Below are 10,852 nucleotides of genomic sequence, written 5' to 3'. Positions count from 1 at the left end.
GGTCGTTGATGGCAAGCCCCAGTCCGGCGGCGGGGATGGGTTGTGCTGCGATGCGTTTCAGCCCCAGCGCGTAGGCGCGGGCATCCAGCTCGTGCAGCCCCTCGAACAGCCGCGCCGCAGCCTCGCGCAGATCTCCGCTGGCGGAGAGCTGGAAGCAGAGCTTCGCGCCCGGTAGCGGCGGACCGAAGGCGAGCAACGCCTCATCCGCCCCGGCCTCGGTGGCGTTGAGCCGCACCGGCAACCTGGGAGCGTAATGCGAGTCCAGCATACCCGGTGAGGACGGGGCAGAAGCATCGCCCGTGGCGCGGGTGATGGGGCCGATTTCCGCCTCCAACGCCTCCAGCGTGACGCCGCCGGGGCGCAGCAGCACCGGCGTTTCACCCGAGAGATCCAGCACCGTGGATTCTACCCCGACCACGCATGGCCCAGAATCGAGCACCGCGGCGATCCGCCCGCCGAGTTCGGCCAACACATGGGCCGCGCTGGTGGGGGAGATCCGCCCGGAGCGGTTGGCCGAAGGTGCGGCCACCGGGCCGCCGAACGCCGCCAGCAGACGCAGCGCCACAGGCTGCGCAGGCACGCGCACGGCCAGCGTGGGCAGGCCAGCACCGGCAAGCTGCGACACAGGGCAGTCTTCCGCGCGCGGCAGCACCAGGGTCAGCGGCCCAGGCCAGAATTTCGTCGCCAGTTTTTCCGCCAGGGCATTGGCCATCACGTAGCGGAAGGCTGTACCCGCGTCGGCGAAATGGCAGATCAGCGGGTTGAAGCTGGGGCGTCCCTTGGCGGCATAGATCGCCGCGACGGCTTGCGCGTTGCAAGCATCGGCGCCGAGCCCGTACACCGTCTCGGTGCCAAAGGCGACAAGCTCGCCCGCGCGCAGCAATTCTACCGCCCGGCTGATCTCGTTAGGGGTCAGGCGTTCGGTCATGTGCGGGCTGGTCTAGTCCTCGGACTCGCCGGATTCGGCGCCGAGATCCCGCGCCACCTCAGGCTTGTGCAGGATCTCGTTGATCCGCGTTGCCTGCTCCATCGCCTCGTCGGCGACGAATTTCAGCTCCGGCGTTACCCGCAGGCCCAGGCGCGGCGCGATCTGCGCGCGCAGGAACGGCGCCACGCGCTTCAGCGCGGGGAGCAGCGGGGCGATGTCCTTGTGCCCGAGCACGGTGGCGAACACGAGCGCGTGCTTCAGGTCCGGGGACATCCGCACCTCCGACACGGTGATGTGCTCGCGCGCCAGCACCGGGTCGTGGAACTCGGTGCGCAGCATCACGTCGGAGAGAACGTGGCGGAGTTCCTCTCCCACCCGCAGCTGGCGCTGCGAGGGGGCGGAATTAGGCTGGGACGATTTCGGTTTCATAGCACTCGACCATGTCGCCCTCGCGCAGATCCTGGAAGCCCGCGAAGGACAGGCCGCACTCATAGCCGCGCGCCACTTCCTTCACATCGTCCTTGAACCGCTTGAGCTGAGACAGATCGCCCTGGTGGATGACCACGTTGTCGCGCAGCAGGCGGACGCCGCAACCGCGCTTGACCAGCCCCTCGGTGACATAACAACCCGCGACCTTGCCGGTCTTGGTGATGTTGAACACCTGGCGGATTTCCGCGTAGCCCAGGAACTTCTCGCGCACGATCGGCGCCAGCTTGCCCTTGACCAGCTTCTCGATGTCATCCGCGACTTCGTAGATGATCGAGTAGTAGCGGATATCGACACCTTCGCGCTGCGCCAGCTCGCGCGCCTGCGCATTGGCGCGGACGTTGAAGGCGACGAGGATCGCATCCGAGGCTTTCGCCAGCTGCACATCGCTCTCGGTGATCTGGCCGACGCCGGAGTAGATGACGCGCACGCGCACCTCCTCGTTGCCGACCCGCGTGACCACCACGCCGATCGCCTCGGCAGAGCCCTGCACATCGGCCTTTACCACAAGGGCCACTTCCTTCTGTGCGCCGGCCTGAATACGGGCCAGCATCTCTTCCATGGTGCCGCGCATCGCGGTCTGCGTCGCCACCTGGCGTTCGCGCAGCTTCTGCTGGCGGTACTCGGTGATCTCACGGGCGCGTTGCTCGTTCTCCACGACCACGAAGGGCTCGCCCGCCGTGGGCGCGCCGGAGAGGCCGAGGATTTCCACCGGCAGCGAGGGCGGCGCCTCTTTCACGTTCTGGCCCTTGTCGTTCAGCATGGCGCGCACGCGGCCCCACTGGGCCCCGGCCACCACGATGTCGCCCTGGTGCAGCGTGCCCTTCTGCACGAGCACAGTGGCCACCGGGCCACGGCCGCGGTCCAAACGGCTCTCGATGATCGCGCCTTCGGCCGTGCGGTCCGGGTTGGCGCGCAGCTCAAGCACCTCGGCCTGCAGCAGAATCGCCTCTTCCAGCTTGTCCAGGCCGAGCTTCTTCAGCGCCGAGACTTCCACATCGATGGTCTCACCGCCCATGTCCTCCACCACGATCTCGTGCTGAAGCAGCTCGTTGCGAACGCGGGTGGGGTCGGCGCCGGGGCGGTCGATCTTGTTGATCGCCACGATGATCGGCACATCCGCCGCCTTGGCGTGTTTGATCGCCTCGATCGTCTGCGGCATCACGCCGTCATCAGCCGCAACCACCAGCACGACGATATCCGTCGAGGCGGCGCCGCGGGCGCGCATGGCGGTGAAGGCCTCATGGCCCGGCGTGTCGAGGAAGGTGATCTGCGCGCCGGACGGCAGGGTGACCTGATAGGCGCCGATATGCTGGGTGATGCCGCCGGCCTCGCCTGCCGCCACGTCCGTGTGGCGCAGCGCGTCCAACAGGCTGGTCTTGCCGTGGTCGACATGGCCCATGATGGTGACGACCGGCGGACGCGGCTGCAGTTCGGCTTCCGTGTCCTCATCGCCCTCCAGGCCGATTTCCACATCCGAATCCGAGACGCGGCGGGCCTTGTGGCCGAACTCGCTCACCACCAGCTCGGCGGTGTCGGCGTCGATGGTCTGGGTGACGGTCGCCATCACGCCCATCTTCATCAGGGCGCGCACCACGTCTCGGCCCTGGGCGGCCATACGGTTGGCCAGCTCCTGCACGGTGATCGTCTCCGGCAGGATGACCTCGCGCACCACCTTCAGGCCATCGGAGCGCAACAGCTCCAGCTCGGCCTGACGGCGCTCGCGCTCGCGTTGACGGCGCACGGAGGCCAGGGAGCGGGTCTTCTCGTCCTCACCCTCGATCGCGGCCTGCACGTCGATGCGGCCACTACGGCGGTTGCCGTCGCCCAGCTTCTTGACCGGGGCAACAGGCACGCCGCGCTTGGGCGCCGGGGTGCTGAGGCGGCGGACGCCGGGGCGAGCCGCTTCTTCTTCTTCCTCAGTACCGGTGCCCGGACGGCCACCGGGCTTGAGCTGCAGCGTCTCGCGGGCAGCGGGCGCGGCAGGGCGCGCAGCGGGCGCGCCAGGACGGGGCGGCACGGCCTTCGGCGCGGCGGGAGCAGCGGGCGCAGCCTGCGGCGGCGCGATACCGGCCTTTGCATTGGCTTCTTCCTCGGCCTTCGCCTTGGCTTCAACCGCGGCCCTCGCCTCTTCCTCTTCCTTCAGCCGGGCTTCTTCCTCGGCCTTGCGGCGGGCTTCCTCGGCGGCGGAAAGAATGGAAATCTTTTCCTGCTCGCGGCGCTCGGCCTCGCGCTGCGCCGCCAGGCGCTGCTGCTCGGCCAGCACGCGCTGACGTGTCGCCTGCTCGGCGGCGGTGAGGGCACGGCCACCCGGGCCAGAGGCAGGGCGCGGGCGCGGGGCCTGCGGCGCGGCCTGAGTGGGGGCCGGGCTGGCGGGGCGCTCGGCGGCGGGCTTCAGCGCGAGTGTGGCGGGTGCCGCAGGCACGGCAGGCGCGGGAGCGCCGGCCGGAGCCGGGCCAGGTCCGCGTTTCTTGCGCACTTCCACCTGCACCACCTTGGAGCGGCCATGCGAGAAACTCTGGCGCACCGATCCGGCATCGACAGTATGCCCCGCATCCCCACGCGCCGCGGGACGCAGCGAGAGCCTGCCTTTGGTTTCATTCTGGTCGTTGCCGTCACTCATGCCTAATCCGGTCCAATCCACTCAGTCGTCGCCGGGGTTAACCGGCCTTGTTGGGCTCTACTGCCCGCTTGTCACTTCCACCGCAACACCTTGGAGGCGTTGCGCTTCGATTTCGATCATCCTGGCCAACCGCCCCGGGGCGATGACCACATGCACCGTGTGCTCACGGCCAAAGACTTTTCCCAGCGCGGCGGCGCTCAGCACCGTCACCACGGGCACATCCCGCCCGCCCAGGAACCGCGCCCGTTCCTCAGGGCTGCCATCCGCCGCCTGCACCACCAGCCCGGCCGAGCCTGCCCGCAACCATTCCCGGGCCTTCTCGAAGCCAGATATGGCGACGCCACCACGCCGGGCCAAGCCCAGCAAATCAGCCACGCGGCGAACGAGTGCCGCACGCACCTCGGCCAGGAGATCGGGCGGCAGCACCAGCTGCGCCTTGGCGGCACGGGGGAACACACCACGCCGGACTGCCTGATGTAGCACATCGGCGCGCGCACTCAACCACAAGCCTCGTCCTGGCAGGGTTGCGGCGGCGTCGAACACCAAGCGCCGCTCCGGCCCCACGACAAAGCGTAGGGCCTGCTCGCGCGGCACGGCCTCGCGGGTGACAAGGCAGCGGCGCAGCGGACCGCGCTCCTCCGCCTCGTCAATCACCTCTGGAGCCTGGGGGTCAGCCTGCGTTGCCATTCTCCCCTTCGAACCAATGCGCGCGGGCGGCCATGATGATCTCGTTGGCCTGCTCCTCGGTCATCGTGGCATTGCCCAGGATCTCCACCAGCTCGTCGCCAGCCAGATCCGCAAGGTCGTCCAGCGTCTTCACGCCTTTCTCGCCCAGGGCGATCAGGTCCTTGGCGGAGAACGCCTCAAACGCGGCAACCTCATCGGCCACGCCGAGGGCGATGCGCTTCTCCTCCATCTCGCCGGCCTGGCGCTCCAGGAAGGTGTTGGCGCGGCGCACCAGTTCGGCGGCGACATTCTCGTCGAAGCCCTCGATCGAGGCGACCTCCTCTTCCGGCGTGGCGACGAGATCCTCGATAGTCTCGAAGCCCTCCTGCACCAGCAGACCGGCGATCACGTCGTCCACGTCCAGCCCCTCGACGAACAGGCCGGTCTTGCGGCGGAATTCCTCCTGCCGGCGCTCGCTCTCCTCGGCCTCCGTCAGGATGTCGATATCCCAGCGGGTAAGCTGCGAGGCGAGGCGCACGTTCTGGCCACGGCGGCCGATGGCCAGCGAGAGCTGGCTGTCCGGCACCACCACTTCAACACGCCCAGCCTCTTCGTCCATCACCACCTTGGAGACTTCCGCGGGGGCCAGGGCGTTGACAACAAAGGTAGCCACGTTGGGCGACCAGGGGATGATGTCGATCTTCTCGCCCTGCAGCTCGGCCACAACCGCCTGCACGCGCGAACCGCGCATACCGACGCAGGCGCCGACCGGGTCGATCGAACTATCGCGCGAGATCACCGCCATCTTGGCGCGGGAGCCGGGGTCGCGGGCCACAGCCTTGATCTCGATGATGCCGTCGTAGATTTCCGGCACTTCCTGCGCGAACAGCTTGGCCAGGAAGCCGGGATGCGTGCGGGAGAGGAAGATCTGCGGGCCGCGCGGCTCCTCGCGCACGTCGTAGATATAGGCGCGCACGCGGTCGCCGTTCTTCAGGTTCTCGCGCGCGATGCATTCGTCGCGGCGCAGCAGCGCCTCGGCCCGGCCGAGATCGACCATCAGGTTGCCGTACTCGGTGCGCTTGACCACGCCATTGATGATCTCGCCCACGCGGTCTTTGTACTCATTGTACTGCTTGGCGCGCTCGTACTCACGCACGCGCTGCACGATCACCTGCTTGGCGGTCTGCGCAGCAATGCGGCCGAAATCGATCGGCGGCAGCGGGTCAACGATGAAGTCCCCGACATTCTTCTCCGGCGCAAACCTCCTGGCGATGGCGACGGGGATCTGCGTCTCCTCGTTCTCCACCGTCTCGACGATTTCGGTCCAGCGGGAGAGGCGCACCTCGCCGCTCTTGCGGTCGATGACGGCGCGAATGTCCTTCTCATGCCCGTACTTGGCGCGGCCGGCTTTCTGGATCGCCTGCTCCATCGCCTCAAGCACTTCCTCGCGCTCGATCATCTTCTCGCGGGCCACGGCATCGGCGACAAGCAGCAATTCCGGGCGGTTGACTGCGGTATCCATGAGAGTCCTCTAGTTGGTCACTGTAGGTTGGGTGGTGAAGGCGATCAGCGCGTCCGTCAACACGAGCTTGGCCTTGCGGATATCAGCGCGCTTGAGCTCGACGATCTCGTCCTTCTCCAGCTGCAGCCGCACGGTCTCGGCATCGGCATCCACCAGCTTGCCGGTGAAGCGCTTGCGGTTGCCGGGGCCGGGAAAGTTCAGCTCGACGCGCGCATCGAACCCGGCATAGCGGTTGAAATCCTTGGTGCGGGTCAGGGGGCGGTCGATCCCGGCGGAGGAAACCTCCAGCGTCCATGCGGAGTTGATCGGGTCTTCCACGTCCATCACCGCGGAGAGCAGATGGCTGACAGCCTCGCAATCCTCGATGGTGAAGGAGGCGCCATCGGCGCGGTCGGCCATGATCTGCACGGTCGGGGTTTCGGTGCCCATCACCTGCACGCGCACAAGTTCATAGCCCTGGGCTTCCAACGGCTCGGCGATGATGTCGGCAATGCGGCCCTCGAGGCCGGTATGGATTGGTCGGTTGTCGGACAAGCGGTAAAAATCCAATAAAAAAGGCGGCCTGTTTAGGGCCACCCTGCGAGAAAGCGGGTATTTGTTGGCCGGTATGTACGCCCTCCCCGCCGGAACGGCAAGGTATTTTTTGCCCCACCCCCAAAACAAAAACGGCGCCCGAAGGCGCCGTTTCCTTTCGATCCGCTACTTAAGCGGAGTAGTACATCTCGAACTCCACCGGGTGCGGCGTGTGCTCGAAGCGGTACACTTCCTTCCACTTGATCTCCATGTAGGACTCGATCTGCTCCTTGGTGAACACATCGCCCTGCAGCAGGAACTCGTGGTCGGCTTCCAGCGCGCCCAGCGCCTCGCGCAGCGAGCCGCAAACGGTCGGGATGCCTTTCAGCTCTTCCGGCGGCAGCTCGTACAGATCCTTGTCCATCGGGTCGCCCGGGTGGATCTTGTTCTTGATGCCGTCGAGGCCGGCCATCAGCAGCGCGGAGAAGGACAAATACGGGTTGCAGGTCGGGTCGGGGAAACGGACCTCAACGCGCTTGGCCTTCGGGCTGGTGGTGTACGGAATGCGGCAGGAGGCCGAGCGGTTACGGGCGGAGTAGGCCAGCAGCACCGGCGCCTCGAAGCCCGGGATCAGACGCTTGTACGAGTTGGTTGAGGGGTTCGAGAAGGCGTTGATGGCCTTCGCGTGCTTGATCACGCCACCAATGAAGTACAGGCACAGCTCGGACAGATCCGCATAGCCGTTGCCGGCGAAGAGCGGCTTGCCGTTCTTCCAGATCGAGGCGTGCGTGTGCATGCCCGAGCCGTTATCGCCATAGATCGGCTTCGGCATGAAGGTCGCGGTCTTGCCGTAGGAGTGGGCGACGTTGTGGACGCAGTACTTATAGATCTGCATCTGGTCGGCCATCTTGGTCAGCGGGTTGAACCGGGTCCCAAGCTCGTGCTGGCTCTGCGCCACCTCATGGTGGTGCTTCTCGATCGGCAGACCCATCTCGCCCATGGCGGAGAGCATCTCGGCGCGCAGGTCGGAGTCGCCATCCACCGGCGGGACCGGGAAGTAGCCGCCCTTGACGGCCGGGCGATGGCCCATGTTGCCTTCCGGGTAGTCCTTCAGGGAGGCGCCGGGGCCCTCGATGGAGTCCAGCTGATAGGTGCCGAAATTGCCGCCGGTGCCGAACTTCACGGAGTCGAAGATGAAGAACTCAGCTTCGGCGCCGATGAAGGCGGTGTCACCGATGCCGGTGGACTTCAGGTAAGCCTCGGCCTTCTTGGCGGTGGAGCGCGGGTCGCGCGCATAGCCCTGGCCGGTGGCGGGCTCGATGATGTCGCAGAAGAGGATCAGGCTCGGCTTGGCCGAGAACGGGTCCATCACCGCGGTCTCCAGGTCCGGCTGCAGGATCATGTCGGACTCGTTGATCGCCTTCCAGCCGGCGATGGAGGAGCCGTCGAACATGAAGCCGTCCTTCAGCGTGTCCTCGTCGATGGTGGCGACATGCTGCGCCGTGTGCTGCCACTTGCCCTTCGGATCAGTGAACCGCAGATCGACGTACTCGACCCCGTTCTCCTTGATCAGATTAAGAACCTTCGCGACGGCGTCGTCGCCCTCGGCCTTCTTAGCCATGTTTTTTCCTCGTTTTGTAAAATGTTACCCGTCAACCCCGCGGGGGCACACCATGCGCCTCCCGCCCAGTCCACGCGCAGCACCAGCATGTTAGCCATGCATGACCATGGCGACAATGGCAGCTTAGACCGCTGCCTCGCCTTTCTCGCCGGTGCGGATGCGGATCACTTCCTCGACCGTGGAGATGAAAATCTTGCCATCGCCGATCCGGCCGGTCCGGGCCGCGTTCATGATCGCCTCGACCGCGCGCTCGACCACACCATCCTCACAGACGACCTCGATCTTCACCTTCGGCAGAAAATCCACAACGTATTCAGCGCCGCGATAGAGCTCGGTATGCCCCTTCTGGCGGCCAAAGCCCTTGGCCTCGACAACGGTAATGCCCTGAAGCCCGACTTCGTGCAGCGCTTCCTTCACCTCGTCGAGCTTGAACGGCTTGATGATCGCTTCGATCTTCTTCATCTGGTTCACGCCGGGCCGCAAGGCCGGCGCCCTCCTCTGTGTTTCCTGCGACAGCGCGAATGCGCGCCAGCCGTTGGACTGGCGAGGGTGTTATAGCACGGTTCGTGCCAACCTAATTGCGGCCCAAATCCAGGATTGCAGCTATTTTAGTAAAGACAAATCCACCGCCATGCCCCAAGAAATAGCGATTTTTGCCTAAAATTTGCGCTAACTTGCCGCCCTGTGGTTGAGCGGGTTAGTCTGGTCTTCGAGTAAGGAATTGATCCCGTGAAACCTGCGAATGCTCTCCTGGCCCAAACGGGCACCACCATCTTCACCGTCATGTCGGCGCTGGCCGTGCAGCACGGCGCCATCAATCTCGGCCAGGGCTTTCCCGACACGGAAGGCCCGGCCGATGTGGTCCGCGCGGCCGCGGATGCGCTGCTGGATGGCCGCAACCAATACCCCCCGCTCACCGGCACGCCGGAGTTGCGCGAGGCCGTGGCCGCGGCGAACAAGCGTTTCTACGGCCTGGACATCGACGCCGCTACGGGCGTCTGCGTCACCTCCGGGGCCACGGAGGCGATCACCGCCAGCCTAATGGCGCTGCTCAACCCCGGCGACGAGGTGGTGCTGATCGAGCCGCTCTACGACACCTACCTGCCGGTCGTGAAGCTGCTGGGCGCCACTGCCCGGCTGGTGCGGCTGGAGCCGCCGCGCTGGGAGTTGCCCCGCGCCGAGCTGGCCGCCGCCTTCGGACCGAAAACCAAGCTGCTGCTGCTCAACTCGCCGATGAACCCGACCGGCAAGGTGTTCACGCCGGAGGAGCTGGCGTTCATCGCCGGCCTGCTGCGCGAGCACAATGCCTATGCCGTGTGCGACGAGGTGTATGAGCATCTGGTATTCTCCGGGGCGAGGCATATCCCGCTGATGACCCTGCCGGGCATGGCGGAACGTTGTGTGCGCATCGGCAGCGCGGGCAAAACCTTCTCCCTCACCGGCTGGAAGGTGGGCTACGTCTCCGGTCCGGCGGCGCTGATCTCGCTGGTGGCCAAGGCACACCAGAACCTTACCTTCACCACCGCCCCCAACCTGCAGCGCGCCGTGGCCTACGGGCTGGGCAAGCCGGATGAATATTTCAGCAGCCTCGCCGGTGAGCTGCAGACCAAGCGCGACTTGCTGGAAGCCGGGCTGCGCCGCCTGGGCTTTGCCACCCTGCCCGCCCAGGGCAGCTACTTCATCACCGCCGATTTCTCAGCCCTGGGCTTTACCGGGGATGACGAGGCCTTCTGCCGCGCCCTCACGGAACAGGCTGGGGTGACGGCGATTCCCGTCTCCGCCTTCTATGTGGACAACCCGCCCCGGCATTACGCCCGGTTCGCTTTCTGCAAGCAAAACGCCGTTCTGGAGGCAGCTTTGCAGCGATTGGAACGCTGGATGTCATCAAGGCCATTGACGGCATTGGCCTGACCGCGTTACGACGCCGCACCCTGGATGGCGGACGTAGCTCAGTTGGTAGAGCGCCGGTTTGTGGTACCGGTTGTCGCGGGTTCGATCCCCGTCGTTCGCCCCAGGGGTTTTGCCTGACATTTTAGCCCGCCCCTGCCCGCCCCCGTTGGCGGGTTTTCTGTTTTGACCGTTCTGCGGCCAACAAGAAACCCCGGCGGTTTCCCGCCGGGGCTGGCTTCGGCGCGAAGGCCGAAGCGATTACTGCATCACGATCTCGACGCGGCGGTTCTGCGGCTCGCGCACGCCCGGACCGGTCGGCACCAGCAGATGCGTCTCGCCATAGGCGTGGATCTCGATCTCGGAGGCCGGAACGCCGTCCGTGACCAGCTGCGCGGCAACCGCCTTCGCGCGGCGCTCGGACAGACCCATGTTGTACTGCGGGGTGCCCGAGGTGTCGGTGTAGCCGGACACGTCCAGCGTGGTGACGTTCTGCGTCTTGGAGTCGGACGCCGCCTGGGCAACGATCTGCGTCGCGCGCGGCGTCAGGTTGTACTTATCCCAGTCGAAGAACACCAGGTAGGTCTTGGCCGGGGCCGGAGCCGG

General features: G+C 66.1%; 11 protein-coding genes and 1 tRNA gene. 3 read left to right on the top strand and 9 right to left on the bottom strand.

Translation table 11 applies throughout. The annotated features are described in order from the left end of the window. The 8 genes from ACLPJJ_RS12275 to ACLPJJ_RS12240 form a co-directional block, all read right to left on the bottom strand. Nucleotides 1-928 (bottom strand): L-threonylcarbamoyladenylate synthase (locus tag ACLPJJ_RS12275; RefSeq protein ID WP_443591260.1); only part of this gene is annotated, 928 nt, incomplete at its 3' end. Nucleotides 929-940: 12 nt separating this feature from the next. Further along, nucleotides 941-1,357, bottom strand: a complete 417-nt coding sequence (gene rbfA / locus ACLPJJ_RS12270; RefSeq protein WP_443591259.1) for a 30S ribosome-binding factor RbfA — start codon at nucleotides 1,355-1,357, stop codon at nucleotides 941-943. Continuing rightward, complete coding sequence (gene infB / locus ACLPJJ_RS12265; RefSeq protein WP_443591258.1) at nucleotides 1,332-4,037, bottom strand: translation initiation factor IF-2; 2,706 nt, start codon at nucleotides 4,035-4,037, stop codon at nucleotides 1,332-1,334. The genes rbfA and infB overlap by 26 nt, the downstream gene beginning before the upstream one ends. Nucleotides 4,038-4,094: 57 nt before the next feature. Beyond that, nucleotides 4,095-4,724: an RNA-binding protein gene (locus ACLPJJ_RS12260; protein ID WP_443591257.1), complete on the bottom strand. Its 630-nt coding sequence runs from the start codon at nucleotides 4,722-4,724 to the stop codon at nucleotides 4,095-4,097. After that, nucleotides 4,708-6,225: a transcription termination factor NusA gene (nusA, locus tag ACLPJJ_RS12255; protein WP_443591256.1), complete on the bottom strand. Its 1,518-nt coding sequence runs from the start codon at nucleotides 6,223-6,225 to the stop codon at nucleotides 4,708-4,710. The genes ACLPJJ_RS12260 and nusA overlap by 17 nt, the downstream gene beginning before the upstream one ends. 9 nt (nucleotides 6,226-6,234) lie before the next feature. Next, nucleotides 6,235-6,759, bottom strand: coding sequence for a ribosome maturation factor RimP (gene rimP / locus ACLPJJ_RS12250; protein ID WP_443591255.1), 525 nt, complete (start codon nucleotides 6,757-6,759; stop codon nucleotides 6,235-6,237). Between the two features lie 169 nt (nucleotides 6,760-6,928). Further along, nucleotides 6,929-8,359, bottom strand: a complete 1,431-nt coding sequence (glnA, locus tag ACLPJJ_RS12245; RefSeq protein WP_443591254.1) for a type I glutamate--ammonia ligase — start codon at nucleotides 8,357-8,359, stop codon at nucleotides 6,929-6,931. Nucleotides 8,360-8,482: 123 nt separating this feature from the next. Further along, nucleotides 8,483-8,821, bottom strand: a complete 339-nt coding sequence (locus tag ACLPJJ_RS12240) for a P-II family nitrogen regulator (protein WP_443591253.1) — start codon at nucleotides 8,819-8,821, stop codon at nucleotides 8,483-8,485. On the opposite strand from ACLPJJ_RS12240, the gene ACLPJJ_RS12235 reads away from it, so the two are divergent. The 3 genes from ACLPJJ_RS12235 to ACLPJJ_RS12225 all read left to right on the top strand — a co-directional run bounded on the left by ACLPJJ_RS12235 (nucleotide 8,799) and on the right by ACLPJJ_RS12225 (nucleotide 10,373). After that, complete coding sequence (locus ACLPJJ_RS12235; RefSeq protein WP_443591252.1) at nucleotides 8,799-9,020, top strand: hypothetical protein; 222 nt, start codon at nucleotides 8,799-8,801, stop codon at nucleotides 9,018-9,020. The two genes, ACLPJJ_RS12240 and ACLPJJ_RS12235, sit on opposite strands and share 23 nt — an antisense overlap. A 68-nt stretch (nucleotides 9,021-9,088) precedes the next feature. Beyond that, nucleotides 9,089-10,270: an aminotransferase gene (locus ACLPJJ_RS12230; protein WP_443591251.1), complete on the top strand. Its 1,182-nt coding sequence runs from the start codon at nucleotides 9,089-9,091 to the stop codon at nucleotides 10,268-10,270. Between the two features lie 27 nt (nucleotides 10,271-10,297). Then, nucleotides 10,298-10,373: transfer RNA gene (locus ACLPJJ_RS12225), tRNA-His, on the top strand. A 134-nt stretch (nucleotides 10,374-10,507) separates the two neighbouring features. On the opposite strand, the gene ACLPJJ_RS12220 is transcribed toward ACLPJJ_RS12225, so the two are convergent. After that, the coding region (locus tag ACLPJJ_RS12220; RefSeq protein ID WP_443591250.1) for an OmpA family protein at nucleotides 10,508-10,852 on the bottom strand (345 nt) is incomplete at its 5' end.

The sequence above is a fragment of the Acidocella sp. genome (assembly GCF_052326845.1).
Classification (GTDB): domain Bacteria; phylum Pseudomonadota; class Alphaproteobacteria; order Acetobacterales; family Acetobacteraceae; genus Acidocella.
The sequence above is the reverse complement of the archived record's forward strand: the minus strand, read 5'-3'. Positions and strand labels throughout refer to the sequence as shown.